We start from the raw sequence: 20,117 nt of genomic DNA, 5'->3' as shown, positions 1-20,117 counted from the left end.
GGCGCGCCCCTTATCAGCTTTCGATGTAATCGCGATGAAGCGCCCAGTCGCCCGGGCTGAACCGGTCCGAGGCGAATTGCTGCTGGTGCCAATAGGGATAGATCACAGGCAGCTTGCTGACCTCGTGCAGGCGCTTCAGCTCGTCTTCGCTCAGCTCCAGATCCACTGCGCGGAAATTGTCGCGGAACTGCTGTTCATTGCGTCCGCCGATCACCAGCGAGCTGATCGCGGGACGCGTCAGCAGCCACGCCAGCGCGACCTGCGCCGCCGAGACCCCATGCGCGTCACCGATCTCGACCAGCGCATCGACGATGTTCCACAGCTTCTCCTCGTCGCGGATCGGCGGCTCGGTCCAGCCCGCGAATTGCCGCGAGCCTTTCGGCGTGTCCTTGCCTCGGCGATGCTTGCCCGACAGCAGACCGGCGGCGAGCGGGCTCCAGACCAGCACGCCCAGCCCCTGATCGACTGAGATCGGCAGCAATTCGTATTCCGCCTCGCGGGCCTCGAGCGTGTAGTGGATCTGCTGCGCCACGAAGCGCTCGCGCAGGCTCCGGTCGCTGACGCCGAGGGCCTTCATGATGTGCCAGCCCGAGAAGTTCGAGCAGGCGATGTAGCGGACCTTGCCCTGTTGCACGAGCGTGTCGAGCGCCGAGACCATCTCCTCCATCGGGGTCACGCCGTCCCATTCATGCATGTGGTAGATGTCGATGTGGTCGGTGCGCAGCCGCTTGAGCGAGCGTTCGCATTCGCGGATCAGGTGATAGCGCGAAAAGCCCTCGTCATTCGGTCCATCGGCGATCCGCATCCGCGCCTTGGAGGAGATCAGCACGTCATCGCGCCGACCGTCGAGCACTTCGCCAAGGATCTCTTCCGAAAGACCGGTCGAGTACATGTTCGCGGTGTCATAGAGGTTGATGCCGGCGTCGATGCAGGTGTCGACCAGCTTGCGCGCTTCGCTGACGCCTTGGGCGCCGACGGCCTTGAAAGCGCCTGCGCCCCCGAACGTGAACGTGCCCATCGTGAGCACCGAAACCTTGAGTCCAGATCGTCCTAAGGTTCTGTATTTCATGTATATCTCCTCCTCTTGAGTATCGTTTGTCCAGGCGCGATCAGCGCGCCAGAAGTCTTGCGACATGCGCGATGCCCAAGGTCGGGCTGGTCAGAACCGGCGGATCATCCGCGCTCGTCTCGAGCCGTTGGAGCGCGCGCGCCATCGAGGCCTGTGCCAGAACCACCACGTCGTTTTCGCGGGCGAGCCGGGCGATGCCTTCGGCAACCCGCGCATCGTGCCCCTCGCGGTCGCCCGATTGCAGCGTCTCGAAGGCGCCCTCGACGACCTGGCTCGTGATTGCGCTGTCCGCCCCGGCCTCGCGGCTGACGCGCTCGATCAGCTCGGCGGTGGGCGTCAGCGTCGATTGCAGGGTCGCGAGCACACCGATGCGGCGGCCATTTGCGACCGCTTCCTGTGCCATCCCCTCGTCGATGCGCATCAGCGGCACGGGGCAGAGCGGTGCGATGCGTTCGACCGCGCCGCCGAGGCTGGAGCAGGTCACGAGAACCGCCTCGGCCCCTGCATCGACCGCCGACCAGATCATGCCCGTCAGGCGGCGCGCCGTCATCGGACTGACCGATCCGTCGCGGATCGTCAGGCGCAGAAGACTCTCGTCGAGCATGTTGAAAACTTTCCAGTCGGGCAGGCGGGCCTGCGCCAGGCCTTCAAGCTCCGGGATCAACCCGGCGACGGTATGGATCATCGCAAGGGAGCGAGGTGATTCGTGTCTTTCGTGATGCATTCGCGGGCTCCTATGTTGCGGTTGACGCGCTCTGGTCTCGCTAGCCATGACAGCGCTGTCATGTTCGTGAGTATCATCATGGACCTGCTTCGATGACAAGCCGGAATGTCCCAAGCGCCTTGTTTGAAACGCTTTGACCGGGTTCGGAACTACGTTCCGCAGGGGAGGGCGCGTCCTTCCGACACCTGTCCTGACACAAGTTTTTGTTATTTGCTGATTGACAAGACGGCTTTGCGGTTCGCAATATGACAGCGCTGTCACAGGAGGAATGGCAGCGCTAGCATTTCGGGCGAACCCCCGTCCGACCCGCCAGCCCCCGCCGAAGCGTTCGGCGCCGGATGTGCGTGCGGAAGGTCGGGGACGCGGAGAAGGGAGGGGCGTTTTGGCACTGTCGGAAAATTCGGTCACGCCATCGGAAAGGAAATCCATGCGAGTCCTGCATCAATTGCTTCAACTGCGTCACATGCGTGAATTCAACGTTCTGATCGCGTTGATCCTGATGGGGCTGCTGATCAGCTTGTTCACACCGTATTTCCTGACCGTGTCGAACCTGATGGGGGTGTCGCGGGCGTTCTCGCTGACCGCCATCATGAGCATCGGCATGGTGATGGTCATCATCACCGGCGGGATTGATCTGTCGGTGGGCTCCGCGATGGGGCTCGCCGGTCTGATCACGGCGCTCTGCTTCGATGCGGGCTACTCGCAATATGCGGCGGTGGCCGCGGGGCTCGGTGTCGGGCTTGCCTTCGGGTTGACCAACGGGCTGCTGATCACCGCGATCGGCCTGCCGCCCTTCATCGCCACGCTCGGCACGCTGAGCATCGGGCGCGGCTTGATGTATATGATTACCCACGGCGTGCCGTTGACCCCAGACACTCCCGAGAGCTTCAGCTTTCTGGGGCAGGGCTATGTCGGCCCGGTGCCGGTGCCGGTGGTGATCCTGCTCGTTCTGACGCTCGTCTTTACGGTCATCATGACCCGGACCCGCTTCGGTCGGCACGTCTATGCCACGGGCGGCAACGAGAACGCGGCACGTCTGAGCGGGGTGAAGGTCCAGCGCGTCAAGCTCGCGGTCTACGTCCTGTCCTCGACAATCTCTGCGCTGGCCGGCGTTATCGCCTTTTCGCGCTACCTGTCGGCAGAACCGGCGTCCGGCTTCGGTTCGGAGCTTGAGGTGATCGCCGCGGCCGCAATCGGCGGGGCCAGCCTTGCGGGCGGTATCGGCTCGGTGCTGGGCGCGGTCATCGGGGCCGCCCTGATCGGCGAGATCGCCAACGGCGTCGTGCTGCTCAACATCAATACCTATGCCCAGCAGGCCATTACCGGCGGCGTGATCCTGATCGCGGTCAGTCTGGACGTGCTGCGCAATCGGATGGGCGGCCGCGGCTGAGCCGCGTCGTCCGGAAAGCAACAAGATCAAGAAGCCGGACCGCGTCTCGAAGAGGAGAGAGCGGCGCGAGATCCGGACGAAGAAGGCCCCGGTGCGGGGCGCAAAACCGAAACTGCATCAACAATAGAGGCCTGCCGCGCGTGGTCGGGTCTGGAGGAGGAGAGAAGATGCGTATTGCAATGAAAGCCGCCGCGGCGGTTCTGGCCCTGGCAACCGGTATGGGGGCGGCTGCGTCCTATGCTCAGGACATCACCGTGGCGCTCGTGCCGAAGGTGGCCGTTCCGTTCTTCGACGACTGCAACACCGGCGGGGCCGAGGCAGCGAAAGAGCTGGGCGTGAACTACCAGTGGGTGGTGCCGGCGAACACGCAGGGTTCGACTCAGGTCAAGATCATCGAGGATCTGATGGCGCGTCACGTCGACGGGATCGGGATCTCGGTCAACGAGCCGAAATCGGTCGAGGGCATCATCAAGCAGGCCACCGATGCGGGTATCAAGGTCGTCACCTTCGACAGCGACAGCGCCAATAGCGCGCGCAGCATGTATATCGGCACGATCAACAAGCAGGCGGGCGTCACCATGGGCAAGTCCATGGCCGAAGCGCTCGGCGGCAAGGGTGAGGTGGCGATCGTCACCGGTCAGCTTGGTGCGTCCAACCTGAACGAGCGGATCGACGGCGTGAAGGAAGCGCTGGCCGACTATCCCGACATCAAGCTGGTCGCGACCGAAGGCACCGAGGACGACCTCGCCCGCGCCGTTTCGGTGACCGAGGCGCTCCTGCGCGCAAACCCGAACCTCGCCGGTATCTTCGGCATCAGCCAGGTCGGCGGCCCGGCCGTCGCGAAGGTTCTCGCGCAGCAGGAATTCGCGGACAAGAAAGGCAAGCTGAAGGTCTTTGCGTTCGACGATCTGCCCGACACGATCAAGGGCGTGAAGGAAGGCTTCATCGACGGCATCATGGTCCAGCGCCCGATCACGATGGGCAAGCTGGCGGTCGAGCATCTCGTGGCCCAGATCAAGGGTGAAGAGACCGATCCGCAGAACATCGACACCGGTGTGACCGTCGTGACTGCCGACAACCTCGACAGCTACACCAAGTAATCTCCGACGACACCTGGGCGGGGCCAAGCGTGGCCCCGCCCGACATTCTTCAGCCTGAGGCCGCGATGAAACCGTTTCTCGAAATGATCAGCATTTCCAAGACCTTTCCCGGGGTGAAGGCGCTGGACCACGTCGACCTGCATCTCAACTCCGGCGAGGTGCATGTGCTGGCAGGGGAAAACGGCGCCGGCAAGAGCACCCTGATGAAGATCATGACAGGCGTGCTGCGCGCCGATCCGGGAGGGGAGATCCGCGTCGAGGGCGAACCCGTCGTGATCAAGAACCCGGTCCATGCGCGGTCGCTCGGCATCTCGATCATTTACCAGGAACTCGCAGTGGTGAATAACCTCACCGTCGCCGAGAACGTCTTTCTCGCGCGTGAGCCGCTATTGCCGACCGGCCTGATCGACCGCACCAAGATGAATGCGGACACCCGCGCGGTGCTGCACGAGCTTGGCGTGGAAATCGACCCGGAAGCTATGGTCGGCACGCTTTCGATCGGCCAGAGACAGCTGATCGAGATCGCCCGCGCCATCTCCTACAATTCCAAACTCATCATAATGGACGAGCCGACCGCTTCGCTCAGCCACCACGAGGCCTCGACGCTGTTGCGCATGTCGCGCAAACTGGCCGAGCAGGGTGTCGGTATCGTCTTCATCTCGCACAAGCTCGAGGAAATCTTCGAAATCGCCGACCGCGTCACCGTGCTGCGCGACGGTCGCACCGTCGATACACGGCCCGTCTCCGAGATGACGAGCGACCTGCTGGTGCGCCTGATGGTGGATCGCGAGCTCGACCAGCTTTTCGGCCATCACACCTCCCACGCGACCGACGAGGTTCTGATGTCGGTGCGCAATCTCACCGAAAAGCGCGTGAAGGACGAAGGTGTGTTCGTGCGCGATGTCGATTTCGACCTGCATCGCGGCGAAGTTCTGGGCTTCTTCGGTCTGGTCGGTGCCGGACGGACCGAAGTGATGGAGATGATTTTCGGTAGCCGCCCCCATAGCGGCGAGATTTCGATCAACGGCAAACCGGCGCGGATTTCCTCGCCCTCGGACGCGATAGAGCATGGGCTCGGATTTGTGACCGAGGATCGGCAATCGCGAGGGCTTGTCCTCGGCATGTCGGTGCGCGAGAACTTTTCCCTGACGCATCTGAGTGACTATTGCAGCTTCGACTTCGTGAACCGTCGCAAGGAAACGGCGGCCTGTGCGGATTATATCCGCGCGCTGGGCATCAAGACGCCGTCGCCCGAGCAGAAGGTGCTCAACCTGTCGGGCGGCAACCAGCAGAAGGTCGTCTTGGCGAAATGGGCCGCGCGCCGTCCGCAGATCCTGATCGTCGACGAGCCGACGCGCGGGATCGACATCGGCGCCAAGGCCGAGGTGCACACGTTGTTGGGCAAGATGGCCGAGGAGGGCATGTCGATCATCGTCGTCTCGTCGGACCTGCCGGAGATTCTGGCGATCAGCGACCGTGTGATCGTGCTGAAGGAGGGGAAGATCAGCGGCGAACTGACCCGAGAGAACGCCACGCAGGAAAGCGTGATGCTGGCGGCGACCGGCTGAGGCCGTCCCGCCGAACCGAAAAGCGAATGAACGAAACGGAGATTGAAATGACCAAGCGCGTAGTATTCACAGGCGGAACCGGCAAGGCAGGGCGTCATGCGGTGCCGCATCTGCTGAGCAAGGGCTACGATGTGCTCAACGTCGACCTCAAGCCGCTCGACGTCCCGGGCGTGAACACGCTGATCACCGACGTGACCGACAGCGGCGCCGTGTTCAACGCGCTGACCACCCACCACGACTTCGGCGGGTTCGAGAAGGGCGCGCCGCCGTCGCCGCCCGATGCGGTCGTGCATTTCGCCGCGATCCCGCGCGTGCTGATCGAGCCCGATAACGTGACCTATCAGGCCAACGTCATGAGCACCTACAACGTGATCGAGGCGGCGATGAAGCTCGGCGTGCGCAAGGTGATCATCGCCTCGTCCGAGACGACCTATGGCGTGTGCTTCGCCGAGGGCGACAAGGATTTCCACTCCTTCCCGCTCGAGGAAGATTACGACAGCGATCCGATGGACAGCTACGGGCTCTCCAAGGTCTGCAACGAGAAGACCGCCCGCGCCTTCGCCGCCCGCTACGGCGCCGATATTTACGCGCTGCGCATCGGCAACGTGATCGAGCCCCATGAATACGGCATGTTCAAGGGGTTCCTCGAGAACCCGATGAGCCGCAAACGCAACGCCTGGAGTTATATCGACGCGCGCGATCTGGGTGAGATCGTGCATCTGTGCATCGAGAAGGACGGTCTGGGCTATCAGGTGTTCAACGCGGTCAACGACACGATCACCGCCGACATGCCGACCACCGAGTTCTTGAAGAAATACTGCCCGAACACGCCGGTCACCCGTGAGATGGGTGCCGACGAGGCACCGATCTCGAACCGCAAGGCGCGCGAGGTTCTGGGCTTCAAGGAAGCGCATCCGTGGCGCAAATACGTGGAGGTATGATCGCCACGGTCCCCGCGATGTTTTCGCGCCATGCATGTATGGCCTTTGAAAACGCTGCCGCTAGGTGCATTTCTGGGTAATTGACTCGGGCTTGCCCGAAAGGAATTGGAGGAAAGCGTCATGGGGACCAAGCAGCGATTGCCCGACCGCAAAAGCAAGATCACCGTGCGCGAGGTCGCGCGCCGTGCCAATGTCAGCGAGTCGACGGTCTCTCGCATCATGCGCAACAAGGGACTGGTCGCCGAAGCTACCCGCGAGAAGGTCATGGAGACGGTCCGCGCGATGGGCTACGTCCCCAACCGCATCGCTGGCTCGCTGGCCTCGCTCGACTCCTTCCTCGTCGGCGTCGTCATCCCGTCGCTCTCCAACATCGTCTTCCCGGAAGTCCTGCAGGGCGTCCATGCCGGGCTCGAGGGAAGTGACCTGCAGCCGGTGATCTCGACCACGGATTATAATGTGGACCGCGAAGAGGCCGTGGTGCGCGGCATCCTCAGCTGGAAACCGGCCGCGATCCTGCTGGCCGGGTTCGATCACACCGACGCGACCCGCAAGATGCTAGAACAGAGCGACATCCGCGTCGTCGAGATGATGGATATCGACAGCACGCCGATCGACATCGCGGTGGGCACCTCGCATCGCCGTGCAGGCCACGCCATCGGTCGCCACCTGATTTCACGCGGCTACCGCCATTTCGGCTATGTCGGCCATGACTGGGAGGCCGACCGCCGCGCGCGGCTGCGCTATGACGGGCTGTGCGAGGCGCTGTCCGAAGCGGGGCTCTCCATCGAGGCGCATGCGATCGATGACGGGCCCAGCTCGGTCGGTACGGGTCGAGAACAGACAGCGCGCCTGCGTGCTTCGGCCCCGCAGGTCGACGTCGCGGTCTATTCCAACGACGACATGGCGGTGGGCGGCGTCTTCCACTGCCTTGCCGAAAGCATCAGCCTGCCCGACCAATTCGCCATCTTCGGCTTCAACGGTCTCGATATCGGCAAGGAGCTGCCCCAGCCGCTCTCGACCGTCCGCTCGAACCGTTTCCTGATCGGCAAGAAGGCGATCGAGGAGGTTCTGGCCTCGCCAGAACGCCCGTCTGCGCCGACCATCATCGACACTGATTTCGAGGTCTTCGCCGGTGCGACTGCCTGAAGCGCGCGCCGATCTCGGACACCGAACTGAAAGGAGAAATGCCATGCATCCCGCTCTCGCCAAAGGCAATGTCGCAGTCGTCACCGGAGGGGCCTCGGGTATCGGCCTCGCTGCCGCCCGCCACCTCGCCGGGCTTGGCATGCGCGTCTGCATCGCCGATCTGCCGGGGGCTGCGCTCGACGCCGCCTCCGACGCTCTGATCGCCGCGGGTGCCGCGGAGGCGGACGTGATGACGCTGGCGACCGACGTCTCGGACCGCGCGCAGCTCATGGCGCTCGCCGACGAGGTCTGGGCGCGCTTCGGTCCGGTCAACCTGCTGATGAACAACGCGGGGATGCAGCCCGGCAGTTCGATCTTCGATGAGGAAGGCAACTGGGACCGCATCCTCGAGGTGAACCTGGGCGGGATCATTCGTGGCAGCCAGATTTTCGCGCCGCGCATGATCGCGTCGGGCACGCCGGGCCTGATCGTCAATACCGGCTCCAAGCAGGGGATCACCACGCCCCCGGGCGATCCGGCCTATAACGTGTCGAAAGCCGGCGTGAAGGCCTTCACCGAGGCGCTGCAGCACGAGTTGCGCAACCGCGAGGACTGCAAGGTCGAGGCGCGGCTGTTCATTCCGGGCTTCGTCTACACGCCGCTGACCGCGGGCGGGCGCACCGAGAAACCCGCTGGCGCCTGGACGCCCGAACAGGTCGTGGAATTCCTCTTTGACGCGATCGAGCGCGGCGATTTCTACATCCTGTGTCCGGACAACGACGTGGACCGCGCGACCGACGTGAAGCGCATCCTCTGGGCGGCGGGCGACATCACCGAGAACCGCCCGCCGCTGTCGCGCTGGCATCCCGACTACGATGACGCCTTCAAGGCGTGGCTGAAGGCGTGATGCGGCCATGACGACCCGGGTGCATCGTATCGCGGCCATCCCCGGCGACGGGATCGGGCCGGAGGTGGTCGACGCCGCGCTGACGGCGCTCGATCACCTGAGCCGCCAGACCAACGCATTCCGGCTGGAGGTCGACCGCTTCGACTGGGGCTCGAAACGCTATCAGCGCGAAGGCACGTTCATGCCCGCGGACGGGGTCGACGCGCTGCGGGCCTACGACGCGATCCTCTTCGGCGCGGTCGGCGCGCCGGACGTGCCCGATCACCTGACGCTCTGGGGGCTGCGCCTCGCGATCTGTCAGGGGCTCGATCAATACGCGAACCTGCGGCCCACCCGGATCCTGCCCGGCCTGTCGAGCCCGCTTGCGGGTGTCGGCCCGGACGACCTGGACTGGCTCATCGTGCGCGAGAATTCCGAGGGCGAATATGCGGGGCAGGGCGGGCGCAGCCATCGCGGCCAGCCGCATGAGGTCGCCACCGAGACCGCCATCTTCACCCGCACGGGCGTCGAACGCATCATGCGCGTGGCTTTCTCGCAGGCCCAGGCACGTCCGCGCAAACGGCTGACGGTCGTCACGAAATCCAACGCGCAGCGCTACGGGCTCGTGCTCTGGGACGAAATCGCCGCCGAGATCGCGGCCGAGTTTCCCGACGTGACGTGGGACCGGATGCTGGTCGACGCGATGACCGTGCGCATGACGCTCGATCCGCGTTCGCTCGACACGATCGTCGCCACGAACCTGCACGCCGACATCCTCTCGGATCTGGCTGCGGCGCTGGCCGGCTCTATCGGCATCGCGCCCACGGCCAACCTCAACCCCGAGCGCGCTGCGCCTTCGATGTTCGAGCCGATCCATGGCTCCGCCTTCGACATCACCGGCAAGGGCGTCGCAAATCCCATCGGCACCTTCTGGAGCGCGGCGATGATGTTGGAGCACCTCGGAGAGACCGAGGCAGGGGCGCAAATGATGCGCGCGATCGAACTCGTGACGGCGGATCCCGAAAGCCGCCCCCGCGACCTCGGCGGCACGTCCGGCACTGCACAGGTGACGGAACGGCTCTGCCGTGCGCTCGACGAGATAGTGGGGGGCAGCTGAAAGTTACGTCGCAGCTTCAGAAGCTCTCGCGTTTCAGCGCCGTGGTTTGAAATCCGCCACGCTATCGCGCACAACCAGTTCCCCCGTCATCAGGACCTTCACCGGAGATTGATCTCGCTCGTCCGTCGCGATGAGGTCGTCGAGCAGGCGGATCGCCATCGCGCCGATGCGCGCTTTCGGAACGTCGACCGAAGTCAGGGGCGGATCGAAGACGCTCGAGGTGGGAAGGTTGTCGAAGCCCACGACCGAAACATCTTCCGGCACTCTGTGGCCCAATTCGCGCAAGGCCCTGACGAAGCCGAAGGCGATGATGTCATTCGCACAGAAATAAGCATCCGCGAGAGGCCGGTCGCCCAACTGGGTCAAGGCTTCTTCATAGGCGCCGTCCAGTGTCGACTTCACCGAAAGTTCCTGCGCGTCCTCGCTCTGCAATCCGAACGCTGCGGCCGCGTTCCGGAACGCCGTTTGACGCAGCCGGAAGTTCATCACCTCGCTGTAACTTCCGACATAGCCGATCTTGCGGAAGCCGCGCGAAACCAGATGCGAGAGCGCATCGTAGACGAGTTGATCGTTGTCCATATCGACGAAATTCGCCTTCAGGAACGGGTGGTAGGTGTCGATGAGCACGGTCGGCAGCGGAGCGCGCTCGATGATCATCTCGATATCTTCGCGTGAAAGTTCGGTGCCGAGCACGACGATGCCGCGCGGTTCCGAGCCGTCCAGGCTCGACAACAGTTGATGCAGCGATTCCTGTTCGTAGCTCACGACCTGCAGCGCGTAGTCGCGGCGAAGCGCCTCGAAAGACATCCCGTCGATATAGTCCGAGATGAAGTGGTTGTGGTCGCGATTCACCGTCTGGCCGTGGCGCGCGATCTTGAGAAAGCGGATCGTGTTGGTGACTTCGGTCCGCGCCCGATTCGAGCGCGGGGTGTAGTTCAACGCCTCCACCGCTTCCAAAACGCGGGCGCGGGTGGCCTCCGAGATGTCGCCCTTGTCGTTCAAGACCAGCGAAACGGTGGCAGCGGAAACCCCCGCGTGCCCGGCAACTTCGCGCAGGGTGACCGGCTTTTTTGGCTCAATTTCCATCGTGTCGCTCATGTGGCCTTCAATCTATGGGCGAACCTCCCGCACTGCACAACGGGCCTTCGGAAAGTTCGGTCTTTTTATTCGCTCGCGCTCGAAGCAGCTAGTGAACAAACGGGGTTGACTTTAGTAAACATAATAGTACGAATTTAGTAAATAAGATAATTCTTCAGTAAACGGCGCGGGGGAGGAGATGTCGAAACTGGATGGGAACCTGTTTGTGTTGTCCGTGCTCATCGTGCTGCTTCTAGCAGTCGGCGGGGCGGCATCCGGCGGCAATTACCTTTCGATCTACAATCTGCAATCGATGGCGAACCAGGTGCCCGAGATCGGGCTGCTCGCGATCGGCGTGATGCTGGCGATGTGCTCCGGCAACGGTGGGATCGACCTGTCGGGGATCGCGCTTGCGAACCTCTCGGGCGTGGCCTCGGGGCTTGTTGCGCTGTCGATCTTCCCGGTCGACGAAGCGCCCGTGCTGTTCACTATCACCTTCGCCGGGGGATGTCTGATCATCGGCGTGCTGGGCGGTGCGCTGAACGGATTTCTGATCTCGCGTTTCGAGATCACGCCGATCCTGTGCACCTTGGGCACGCAGATGGCCTTCACCGGCGCGGCGGTCGTGTTCTCGGAAGGGCGCTCGGTGACGATCGGATCGCCGCCCGCGCTCTACGATCTGGGCAATGGCCTGATCTTCGGAGTGCCGGCGAGCTTCCTGATCTTCCTCGGCGCTGCTTTGATCCTGGGCGGGGTGCTGCGCTTCACGCCCTACGGGATGAAGCTGATGCTGACCGGCGCCAACCCGAAGGCGGCGCTGTTCAGCGGCTTCAATCGCGACCGCATCCTGATCACGACCTACGCGCTGTCGGGGCTGATGGCCGGTCTGGCCGGGGTCATCATCGCGGCGCGGAACATCAACGTGAAATGGGACTACGGCACCTCTTATCTGCTGATCGCGATCCTTGTCGCGGTGATGGCGGGGGTGCGGCCCGAGGGCGGCTATGGGCGCATCGTGAATGTCGTGCTTTCGGCGATCACGCTGCAGCTTCTGTCGAGCCTGCTGAACTTCGTCGGGTTCTCGAATTTCGTGCGGGATTTCGCCTGGGGCGCGCTGCTGCTGTGCTTCCTCGCGGTCAACCGCTTCGAGCTGGTCGACCAGGTCATCACACGCTTTTCGCTGGGGCGCGCGGCGCGCGCTCCGAAACACTGAGCCGAAGAATGTAATCCAGGGAGGAGATCATCATGGCATTCAAAGGACTGAAAATCGGCCTGTTGGCCGCGACCACGGCGGCAATGCTGGCTGGCGCACAAGGGGTCGCAGCGCAGGAAGGCAAGTCGATCACCACGGTCGTCAAGATCAGCGGTATCCCGTGGTTCGACCGGATGAAAACCGGTGTCGAGAAATACGCGCAGGAACATCCCGACATGAAGATCGAGCAGGTCGGCCCCGCCACGGCGGATTCCGCCCAGCAGCTGCAGATCGTGCAGGATCTCGTCGCGCGCGGCGTCGATGCGCTGGCCGTCGTGCCGATGGATCCGGCGATCCTCGAAGGCGTGCTCAAGCGCGCGATGGATCGCGGCATCGTCGTCGTGACCCACGAGGCCGACAACCAGAAGAACACCATGGCCGATGTCGAAGCCTTCGATAACGCGGAATATGGTGCGGCGCTGAACGAGCGTCTGGCCAAGTGCATGGGCGGCAAGGGCAAGTGGACGACCTTCGTCGGCTCGCTGGGCAGCCGCACCCATATGCAATGGGTTGGCGCGGGCGAGGAGAACGCGAAGAAATACCCGGATATGGAACTCGTCGATCCGAACAACGAAAGCTTCGACGACGCCCAGGGCACCTACGAGAAAGCCAAGGAAATCCTGCGCAAGCACCCGGATATCAAGGGCTTCCAGACTTCGGCGGGCAATGATGTGCTCGGCGTCGGTCGCGCGATCGAAGAAGCCGGTCTGGCCGGCAAGGTCTGCCTTGTGGGCACCGGTCTGCCGAACCCCTCGGCGGCCTATCTCGACAGCGGTGCGATCACCGCGATCGGTTTCTGGGATCCGCAGAAGGCCGGGATGGCGATGAACTCGCTGGCCACCAAGATCCTCGCGGGTGAAGAGATCACCGACGGCATGGATCTGGGTGTCGACGGCTACCACAGTGTCAGCGTGCGCCCCGGTGCCGGTGACGGCGTGCTTGTCGTGGGTAACGGCATGGTTCTCGTCGACAAGGATACCTACAAAGAGACCCTTTTCTAAGACGTGAAAAAATCGGCCGGCCGGGGGCAGCCCCGGCCGGCTTTCGAACCGCCCGTGCCTAGGCTGGAGGAGCTGCGGCGCAGGGGACGGAAAAGACCGGTGTTCAGGGGGAGCAATCAGATGTCAGACGGACATTTTCTGGAGCTGCGCGGCATCCACAAACGCTTTGGCGGTGTTCACGCGCTGCGCGGCGTCGACGTAACGATCGACACTGGTGTCGCCTATCACCTGCTGGGCGAGAATGGCTGCGGCAAGAGCACCTTCATCAAGATTATTTCGGGCGCCCATGCGCCCAGCGAGGGAGAGATCGTTCTCGATGGGCAGGCGCATAGCGAGCTGTCGCCGATCCAGTCGCTCGAAGCGGGGATCGAGACGGTCTATCAGGACCTCTCCCTGCTGCCGAACCTCTCCGTCGTGGAAAATGTCGCGCTTGGCGACCAACTGGTGAGCGGCAACGGGCGCCTGATGCGGCTGCTGAACCGCCGCCGTCTGCGCGAAACGGCCCGCGAGGCAATCCGTAATGTCGGGCTGGAGCCGACGGCGAAACTCCTTAACACAATGGTCGGGGATCTGCCGCTTGCGATCCGGCAGCGCGTCGCCATCGCGCGGGCCATCGCCGCCGACGCGCGGCTGGTTATCATGGACGAGCCGACCACTTCGCTCACCCGGCACGAGGTCGACGCGCTGATCGAACTGGTCGGCAAATTGCTCGAACGCGACGTGGCGGTGCTGTTCGTGACCCACAAACTGGAGGAGTGCTACCGCATCGGCGGGCAAGCGATCATCTTCCGCGATGGCGAGTGTATCTCGCAGGGCCCAATCGCGGACTATTCCCGCGCCGAACTTTCGCATCTGATGACCGGGCGCGAACTGGACACGATGCGCTACCGCAATGGCACGCCGCGGGCCGAAGAGGTGCTGCGCGTCGAGGGGGCGAGCTCCGGCGCGGACTTCGAGGATGTCGCCTTCTCGCTGAAGGCTGGCGAGGTGCTTGGCATCACCGGTCTTTCGGATTCCGGTCGCAACGAGGTCGCGCTCGCGCTGGCCGGCCATCAATCGCTGAGCTCCGGCCATATCGAGATTTCCGGCGCGCGGGTGCATCTCGACTCCCCCGCGGACGCTATTGCACGCGGCATCGGCTATGTCCCCGAGGACCGCCTCTCCGAAGGGCTGTTCCTGCAGAAGTCGATCTACCAGAACGAGGTGACGCTGATCCTCGACCGGCTGCGTGGGCGCGGGGGCGTCGTCGACAAGCGCAAGGGGCGCGAGGCGGCGAGCAAGATTTCCGAGGCGATGAACCTCAATACCGGCAATATCGACCTGCCGGTCTCGGCGCTCTCGGGCGGCAACCAGCAGCGCGTGCTGATCGGCCGGTGGCTCAGCATCGAGCCGAAATTGCTGGTGCTTCATGGCCCGACCGTCGGCGTCGATGTCGGGTCGAAGGACACGATCTACCGCGCGATCCAGGCGATGGCGGAGCGCGGGATCGGGCTGATCATCGTCTCCGACGACCTGCCGGAACTGCTGCAGAACTGCGACCGGATCCTCGTGATGAATCGCGGGCGCCTCGTCGATGAACTCGACGCCGCGACCACCGACGAGAACCGTATTTACCAATCGATGCTTGGCTCGGCGAACGAGGCTGCCTGATGACCATGGTGCAAGAGATGAATGACCGATCAACGCCCAAACGTCCCGAGGACAAACTGACGATTTGGGAGACCCTGCGACGTCGCCCCGAGATGGTGACGCTGACCATCCTCGTCGTGATCTGCGTGGCGGTGTCGATCATCAACCCCAACTTTCTGCAGCCGGGCTCGCTCATCGATATGGGCCGCGCGAGCGTGGTGACCGGGCTCTTCGCGCTCGGTGTCTTCGCCATTCTCGCGGCAGGGGGCATCGACGTCTCCTTCACCGCGATCGCGGCGCTGACAATGTATTCGCTTACGAAATTCGTGATCACCGTGGCGCCCGATCTGCCGATGGCGGCGATCATCGCGATTGCCGTTGTGGCCGGTGCGCTTCTGGGCGCGGTGAACGGCCTTCTGGTTCACGGGCTGCGCGTGCCTTCGCTGATCGTCACGATCGGCACGCAATACCTGTTCCGCGGTATCCTGCTGGCCTTCGTGGGTACGGTTTGGCTGATGGAGCTTCCGCCGCAGATGACCGCCTTCGGGAAGGCCGCGCTCTACCAGTTTCAGGGCGCCAATGGCGTGACCGTCGATCTGCCCGCCTATTTCCTGATCTTCCCGGTCGTCGTCGGGCTGGCCTGGTTCCTGTTTGACCGCACGCTGATGGGGCGGGCGATCTTTGCTACCGGCGGCAACCCGGAGGTCGCGGCGCGGCTCGGCTATGGCCAGCGCGTGGTGCATGTCTTCGTCTTCGCCTTCGCGGGGGCGCTCGCAGGTCTCGCAGGCATCATCCATGTCAGCGCGACCCGCATGGCCAACCCGTTCGATCTGGTCGGCACCGAGATCGAGGTGATCGCCGCCGTCGTTCTCGGCGGGGCGCGGATCACCGGCGGCACGGGCTCGGTGCTGGGCACCGTGGCCGGTGTTCTCCTGATCACCGTGGTCAGCAACACGCTGGTTCTGGTGGGCATCCCCAGCACCTGGCAGCGCCTTGTCGTGGGCGCGTTCATCCTTCTCGCAGCGGCCTTCTTCGTGCGCCGCAAGCAAAAACCCAAGCAACGCAAAGCAGAGTGATCCGATGAAGAAGTTTCTCAACAAACCCGAAGATTTCGTCGAAGAGATGCTGGAGGGGATTTACGCCGCCCATCCGGAAGTGACCCATGTCGCGGACGATCTGCATTGCTTCGTGACAGCGAACCCGGTCCCCGGCAAGGTTGGGATCGTGACGGGGGGCGGCTCCGGCCACCTGCCGCTGTTCCTCGGCTATGTCGGCGACGGGATGCTCGACGGTGCGGGTGTCGGCGGCGTGTTCCAGTCGCCCAGCTCGGACCAGATCCTCGAAGTGACAAAGCATGTCGATCAGGGGGCAGGGGTTCTCTATCTCTACGGCAATTACAGCGGCGACATCATGAACTTCGACCTCGCCGGGGAACTGGCCGAGGTCGACGATATCGAAACCGCCACCGTGGTCGGCAATGACGATGTGGCCTCCTCCAAGCCGGGCGAGGAACACAAGCGCCGCGGCGTCGCCGGGATCGTCTTCCTCTACAAGGTCGCGGGAGCCGCCGCCGCCGAGATGAAGCCGCTCTCCGAGGTCGTCCGTCTGACCGAGAAGGCGAAGGCGCGCACCCGCACAATGGGCGTGGCGCTGACGCCCTGTATCGTTCCCGAGGTCGGCAAGCCCAGCTTCACGCTCGGCGAAGACGAGATGGAAATCGGCATGGGCATCCATGGCGAGCCGGGGATCACCCGCAAGACGCTCGAGCCCGCCGATGCCGTCGTTGACGAGATGATGGAGCGCATCTTCGCCGAGCAGGATTACGCGGCAGGCGACGAGGTGGCGATCATCGTCAACGGGCTGGGCGCGACGCCGATGGAAGAGCTTTACATCTTCTATCGCCGCATCTCGCAGCTGTTCGCAGAGCGCAACGTGACCATCGCGCAGGTCTGGATCGGTGAATTCGCAACCTCGATGGAGATGGCGGGCGCCTCGATCTCGGTCCTGCATCTCGATGACGAGCTGAAGCCGCTCATCGAACGCAGCGCGACGACGCCGTTCTTCAAACATATCGCGAAGTGAGGGCTGCCATGACGATGAATGCAAGTGCGCTGCCCGGTCTGTTCAACCGCTATCGGGATCGGTTCGCCGCCGAGAAACAGGCCCTGATCGAGCTCGACGGCAAGGTCGGCGACAGCGATCTGGGTCTGACCATGGCGAAGGGTTTCGCCGCCGCAGCGGCCGCCCTTGAGGAAAAGGCGCCCGAGACGCTGGCAGACGGGATGAAGACCGCGGGCGCCGCGATCGCGAAAGCCGCGCCCTCGACCATGGGGACGCTGATGGCAACGGGTTTCCTGCGCGGAGCGAAGGCACTCGACGGTGCGGAAGTGATGGACACCGCCGCGCTGGCCGATTTCTGGGCTGCCTTCCGCGACGGGATCGCGCAGCGCGGCAAGGCGCAGCTGGGTGACAAGACCGTACTCGACGTGCTGCACCCGGTCGCCGAGACCATCGCCGCGCAGGCGCAGGCGGGCGCATCGCCCGCCGAGGCATCACACGCAGCAGCCCAAGCTGCGAAAGAGGCGCTGGAGGCGACCAAGGAGATGGAAGCCCAGCACGGCAAGGCTGCCGCGTTCGGCGAGAAATCCAAGGGAATTCAGGACGCGGGCGGCACCGTCGCGTGCATCCTCATCGAAGAGACAAGCGCTGCCTTGGGCGCGTAGGAGAGGGACATGCACTACAATACGCTGGGACGGAGCGGGCTGAAGGTTTCGGCCCTCGCGATGGGCACTTTCACCTTCGGCGGCGAAGGTCCCTTCGCGATGGTCGGCAGTCAGGGCGTGGCCGAGGCCCGCGACCTGTTCGATTGCGTGATCGACCACGGTGTGAACCTGATCGACACGGCGAACATGTATTCCACCGGCACCGCCGAAGAGATCGTGGGCGAGGCGCTGGAAGGCCGCCGTGACAAGGTGCTGATCTCATCGAAAGCTCGCATGCCGATCGATGACGGCCCCAATGGCGAGGGCGCGAGCCGCTGGCACCTGATCCGCGAATGCGAGCGTAGCCTGAAACGTCTGCGCACCGATCACATCGACATCTATCATATCCACGAATGGGACGGCCAAACCCCCGTCGAGGAAACGCTCGAAGCCCTGCAAACGCTGATCGAGCAGGGCAAGATCCGCTATGCGGGCTGCTCGAACTATACCGGCTGGCAGGTCATGAAATCGCTGATGGCCTCGGAGAAGCCGGGTCGGGCGCGCTTCGTCACCCAGCAGATCCACTACACGCTCGAGGCGCGCGAGGCCGAATACGAGCTGCTGCCGATCGCGGTCGATCAGGGCGTCGGCGCGACCGTCTGGAGCCCGCTTGCCGCAGGGCTGCTGTCGGGCAAACACACCCGCGACAATCCGGTGGCCGAGGGGAGCCGTCAGGCCAAGGGCTGGACCGAGCCGCCGATCCGGGATCAGGAACGGCTGTGGAAGATCGTCGATGTGCTCAACGAATTGGGCGAGGCGCATGGCGTCGAGGCGGCGCAGATCGCGCTGGCATGGCTGCTCACCCGTCCCGGCGTTGCCTCGCTGGTGGTCGGCGGTAGCACGGTGGCGCAGTTCGAGCGCAACTTCCGCGCGCTCGACGTCAGGCTCTCCACCGAAGATCTCGCCCTCCTCGACGAGGTCAGCCGCCCGCCGCTGATCTACCCGCTGTGGCATCAGGAACAATTCGCCAAGCCGCGCTTCGGCCCGGCGGACGGGATCGTGACGGGCTAATCGAGCCCGGGGGGATCAACTTAAGCTATCGCGCGGCACGGGCGAACTCGTTTCGTGCCGCGCGAAGACCTCAGGGGTGCAGTTCGGCCCGGAGGCGCTTCAACTCTTCCGCAGGCATAAGTTCCACGCCCTTCGTCATGTCGTGCAATTCCTTGAGGAGTGCGTGCGCTTCCTCGACTTCGGCCTGTTCGATCCTTCGCGAAGGATGGGCGAAGAAACCGGCGGACCGGGTCTCGTCGCCGACAGCGACGGCCTTGCCATAGCGCAGTCCGAACTCGGCCGCCTGACCAAACACGTTGCTCTCGTCCTGCTCCGCGAGTTCGGACCAATCGCAAATGCCTGTATGCGTCATGGCCCATCTGACCGTCGGATCCCGGAACACGAGACCGTTCGCAGTATAGAAATCGATCCATTCCTGTGGATATGTCTGGTATAGGAGTGTAGGGTTTGCAAAGCGCACATGCAGCCCCAAGGCGAATTTCCAGTCTGATATTGCACTCACAAGTTGCAATTTCCGGCGCAATGTACGCACATCGATCATGCAGCTACCCTTGTATTATGTTCAGTGAATCCCTCGACCAACGCATTGCGGAACTATCTTGGTCCAACCGAGCCGCACTTCCGTAGTGACTATTGAGCACTCGGACAGAATGGAAGTTCGAAACGGCATGATTCTTCGTGATCACCAGAGCCTTTTCGCCGATCTCGCTCCGGCAGGCTGCTACGTCGCCTTGCGGGCTGGCTTTTTCGCGCCCGAAGCCGAGTTGAACCTGTTTCCGCCTGAATGGATTAATCATTACACGTTTTCCGGGTTGGCGCTGGCCGACCCGCTGCTGCGCTGGTGCCAGGAAAATTCGGGCTATGCGCGGTGGGGTGAAATAGACAGCTTCGTCGGCACGAGCTTCATGCGCGACTATCGGTCTTTCGGCTTCGAATTCGGAGGTGTCGTGTCGATCCACGGGACGCAGGAGATGCCGAAGCGGAGCCTTGGCATCTTTGCGCGCTCAGACCGGGAGCTTCGGGCTTCCGAAATGAAAGAGATCGAGAGGGTTCTCTCGCGCATCCATGCGGACGAGCCCGAGATGCCGACCGAGGCGCAAATGGAAGCGCTCCAACTCTATTCCAAGGGCTATCTCCACAAGCAGGTCGCCCACGAATTGCAGCTCTCCGTCGGGGGCGTCAAGGCGCGGCTCAGGGGCGCTGCGGACCGGCTCGGGGCGAAGACCTTGCGAGAGGCTGCGAGCATCGCCGCGAGCCGAGGCCTCCTGTAAGCGTCCCGACCGCCTCGTTGATGCAAACGGACTCGGCGGGCAGGGCCTTGGATATAATTCACACCGTCCCGAACTCAGCTCTGTGGCGCGACCTCGAAAAGCTTGGTGTGATCGTCCTGGATGCGATCGATCTGATCGAGAATCCGCGACAGGTGATCGCGCATCGCCTGCGTCGCGCGGTCAATCTTCATCGA

19 protein-coding genes are annotated in these 20,117 nt (G+C 63.5%); 15 read left to right on the top strand and 4 right to left on the bottom strand.

All coding sequences use genetic code 11. The features are described 5' to 3' along the window. Positions 1-13: 13 nt before the first annotated feature. Entirely contained in the window at positions 14-1,069 is a 1,056-nt protein-coding gene (locus tag B6V74_RS04435; protein WP_088722054.1) for an aldo/keto reductase, read from the bottom strand. A 40-nt stretch (positions 1,070-1,109) separates the two neighbouring features. Further along, entirely contained in the window at positions 1,110-1,754 is a 645-nt protein-coding gene (locus B6V74_RS04430) for an aspartate/glutamate racemase family protein (RefSeq protein WP_240497044.1), read from the bottom strand. Positions 1,755-2,220: 466 nt separating this feature from the next. Between B6V74_RS04430 and B6V74_RS04425 the strand changes: the two genes are divergently transcribed. From B6V74_RS04425 to B6V74_RS04395, 7 genes are all read left to right on the top strand, one after another. Further along, positions 2,221-3,183, top strand: coding sequence for an ABC transporter permease (locus tag B6V74_RS04425; protein ID WP_088722052.1), 963 nt, complete (start codon positions 2,221-2,223; stop codon positions 3,181-3,183). Between the two features lie 167 nt (positions 3,184-3,350). After that, positions 3,351-4,283 carry a sugar-binding protein gene (locus tag B6V74_RS04420; RefSeq protein WP_077701127.1) on the top strand — a complete coding sequence of 311 codons (933 nt, stop codon included), beginning with the start codon at positions 3,351-3,353 and terminating at the stop codon, positions 4,281-4,283. Between the two features lie 65 nt (positions 4,284-4,348). Continuing rightward, entirely contained in the window at positions 4,349-5,851 is a 1,503-nt protein-coding gene (locus B6V74_RS04415; protein ID WP_088719228.1) for a sugar ABC transporter ATP-binding protein, read from the top strand. A 47-nt stretch (positions 5,852-5,898) separates the two neighbouring features. Next, positions 5,899-6,792: an NAD(P)-dependent oxidoreductase gene (locus tag B6V74_RS04410; protein WP_088722192.1), complete on the top strand. Its 894-nt coding sequence runs from the start codon at positions 5,899-5,901 to the stop codon at positions 6,790-6,792. A 120-nt stretch (positions 6,793-6,912) separates the two neighbouring features. Further along, a complete protein-coding gene (locus B6V74_RS04405; protein WP_075776412.1) occupies positions 6,913-7,938 on the top strand; it encodes a LacI family DNA-binding transcriptional regulator in 1,026 nt (341 codons plus the stop codon). 43 nt (positions 7,939-7,981) lie between these two features. Then, entirely contained in the window at positions 7,982-8,824 is an 843-nt protein-coding gene (locus B6V74_RS04400) for an SDR family NAD(P)-dependent oxidoreductase (protein WP_088722051.1), read from the top strand. A 7-nt stretch (positions 8,825-8,831) separates the two neighbouring features. Beyond that, positions 8,832-9,920, top strand: a complete 1,089-nt coding sequence (locus B6V74_RS04395) for a tartrate dehydrogenase (protein WP_088722050.1) — start codon at positions 8,832-8,834, stop codon at positions 9,918-9,920. Positions 9,921-9,953: 33 nt separating this feature from the next. Here the strand turns inward: B6V74_RS04395 and B6V74_RS04390 are convergent, their stop codons facing one another. Continuing rightward, positions 9,954-11,018: a LacI family DNA-binding transcriptional regulator gene (locus B6V74_RS04390; protein WP_206185173.1), complete on the bottom strand. Its 1,065-nt coding sequence runs from the start codon at positions 11,016-11,018 to the stop codon at positions 9,954-9,956. 178 nt (positions 11,019-11,196) lie between these two features. On the opposite strand from B6V74_RS04390, the gene B6V74_RS04385 reads away from it, so the two are divergent. The 7 genes from B6V74_RS04385 to B6V74_RS04355 all read left to right on the top strand — a co-directional run bounded on the left by B6V74_RS04385 (position 11,197) and on the right by B6V74_RS04355 (position 18,652). Then, a complete protein-coding gene (locus B6V74_RS04385; protein ID WP_075776409.1) occupies positions 11,197-12,210 on the top strand; it encodes an ABC transporter permease in 1,014 nt (337 codons plus the stop codon). A gap of 32 nt (positions 12,211-12,242) precedes the next feature. Further along, entirely contained in the window at positions 12,243-13,250 is a 1,008-nt protein-coding gene (locus B6V74_RS04380) for a substrate-binding domain-containing protein (protein ID WP_075776408.1), read from the top strand. A gap of 120 nt (positions 13,251-13,370) precedes the next feature. Further along, entirely contained in the window at positions 13,371-14,900 is a 1,530-nt protein-coding gene (locus B6V74_RS04375; protein WP_088722049.1) for a sugar ABC transporter ATP-binding protein, read from the top strand. Continuing rightward, entirely contained in the window at positions 14,900-15,955 is a 1,056-nt protein-coding gene (locus B6V74_RS04370) for an ABC transporter permease (protein ID WP_166504566.1), read from the top strand. The genes B6V74_RS04375 and B6V74_RS04370 overlap by 1 nt, the downstream gene beginning before the upstream one ends. A gap of 4 nt (positions 15,956-15,959) precedes the next feature. Further along, entirely contained in the window at positions 15,960-16,961 is a 1,002-nt protein-coding gene (locus B6V74_RS04365; RefSeq protein WP_075776406.1) for a dihydroxyacetone kinase subunit DhaK, read from the top strand. 8 nt (positions 16,962-16,969) lie between these two features. Then, positions 16,970-17,602 (top strand): dihydroxyacetone kinase subunit L, encoded by a 633-nt coding sequence (locus B6V74_RS04360; protein WP_199224625.1) that lies wholly within the window; start codon positions 16,970-16,972, stop codon positions 17,600-17,602. 9 nt (positions 17,603-17,611) lie between these two features. Beyond that, complete coding sequence (locus B6V74_RS04355) at positions 17,612-18,652, top strand: aldo/keto reductase (protein WP_088722048.1); 1,041 nt, start codon at positions 17,612-17,614, stop codon at positions 18,650-18,652. Positions 18,653-18,722: 70 nt separating this feature from the next. Here the strand turns inward: B6V74_RS04355 and B6V74_RS04350 are convergent, their stop codons facing one another. Then, a complete protein-coding gene (locus B6V74_RS04350; protein WP_088722047.1) occupies positions 18,723-19,193 on the bottom strand; it encodes an autoinducer binding domain-containing protein in 471 nt (156 codons plus the stop codon). Positions 19,194-19,320: 127 nt separating this feature from the next. Here B6V74_RS04350 and B6V74_RS04345 point away from each other — a divergent pair, with 127 nt between their 5' ends. Then, on the top strand, positions 19,321-19,923 hold the full coding sequence (locus tag B6V74_RS04345; protein WP_168184177.1) for an autoinducer binding domain-containing protein: 603 nt from the start codon (positions 19,321-19,323) through the stop codon (positions 19,921-19,923). Positions 19,924-20,117 lie beyond the last annotated feature (194 nt).

It is taken from the genome of Thioclava sp. F42-5 (genome assembly GCF_002213195.1).
Taxonomy (GTDB): Bacteria; Pseudomonadota; Alphaproteobacteria; order Rhodobacterales; family Rhodobacteraceae; genus Thioclava; species Thioclava nitratireducens.
This window is presented reverse-complemented; position numbering and strand designations above follow the sequence as displayed.

Excerpts from the sequence above, each read along its gene's own strand:
- B6V74_RS04410 (WP_088722192.1), top strand. The coding sequence starts at position 5,899 with ATGACCAAGCGCGTAGTATTCACAGGCGGAACCGGCAAGGCAGGGCGT.
- B6V74_RS04355 (WP_088722048.1), top strand. The coding sequence starts at position 17,612 with ATGCACTACAATACGCTGGGACGGAGCGGGCTGAAGGTTTCGGCCCTC.
- B6V74_RS04365 (WP_075776406.1), top strand. The coding sequence starts at position 15,960 with ATGAAGAAGTTTCTCAACAAACCCGAAGATTTCGTCGAAGAGATGCTG.
- B6V74_RS04415 (WP_088719228.1), top strand. The coding sequence starts at position 4,349 with ATGAAACCGTTTCTCGAAATGATCAGCATTTCCAAGACCTTTCCCGGG.
- B6V74_RS04375 (WP_088722049.1), top strand. The coding sequence starts at position 13,371 with ATGTCAGACGGACATTTTCTGGAGCTGCGCGGCATCCACAAACGCTTT.
- B6V74_RS04430 (WP_240497044.1), bottom strand. The coding sequence starts at position 1,754 with ATGATCCATACCGTCGCCGGGTTGATCCCGGAGCTTGAAGGCCTGGCG.
- B6V74_RS04360 (WP_199224625.1), top strand. The coding sequence starts at position 16,970 with ATGACGATGAATGCAAGTGCGCTGCCCGGTCTGTTCAACCGCTATCGG.
- B6V74_RS04425 (WP_088722052.1), top strand. The coding sequence starts at position 2,221 with ATGCGAGTCCTGCATCAATTGCTTCAACTGCGTCACATGCGTGAATTC.
- B6V74_RS04390 (WP_206185173.1), bottom strand. The coding sequence starts at position 11,018 with ATGAGCGACACGATGGAAATTGAGCCAAAAAAGCCGGTCACCCTGCGC.
- B6V74_RS04380 (WP_075776408.1), top strand. The coding sequence starts at position 12,243 with ATGGCATTCAAAGGACTGAAAATCGGCCTGTTGGCCGCGACCACGGCG.
- B6V74_RS04420 (WP_077701127.1), top strand. The coding sequence starts at position 3,351 with ATGCGTATTGCAATGAAAGCCGCCGCGGCGGTTCTGGCCCTGGCAACC.
- B6V74_RS04395 (WP_088722050.1), top strand. The coding sequence starts at position 8,832 with ATGACGACCCGGGTGCATCGTATCGCGGCCATCCCCGGCGACGGGATC.
- B6V74_RS04345 (WP_168184177.1), top strand. The coding sequence starts at position 19,321 with ATGATTCTTCGTGATCACCAGAGCCTTTTCGCCGATCTCGCTCCGGCA.
- B6V74_RS04405 (WP_075776412.1), top strand. The coding sequence starts at position 6,913 with ATGGGGACCAAGCAGCGATTGCCCGACCGCAAAAGCAAGATCACCGTG.
- B6V74_RS04435 (WP_088722054.1), bottom strand. The coding sequence starts at position 1,069 with ATGAAATACAGAACCTTAGGACGATCTGGACTCAAGGTTTCGGTGCTC.
- B6V74_RS04350 (WP_088722047.1), bottom strand. The coding sequence starts at position 19,193 with ATGATCGATGTGCGTACATTGCGCCGGAAATTGCAACTTGTGAGTGCA.
- B6V74_RS04385 (WP_075776409.1), top strand. The coding sequence starts at position 11,197 with ATGTCGAAACTGGATGGGAACCTGTTTGTGTTGTCCGTGCTCATCGTG.
- B6V74_RS04370 (WP_166504566.1), top strand. The coding sequence starts at position 14,900 with ATGACCATGGTGCAAGAGATGAATGACCGATCAACGCCCAAACGTCCC.
- B6V74_RS04400 (WP_088722051.1), top strand. The coding sequence starts at position 7,982 with ATGCATCCCGCTCTCGCCAAAGGCAATGTCGCAGTCGTCACCGGAGGG.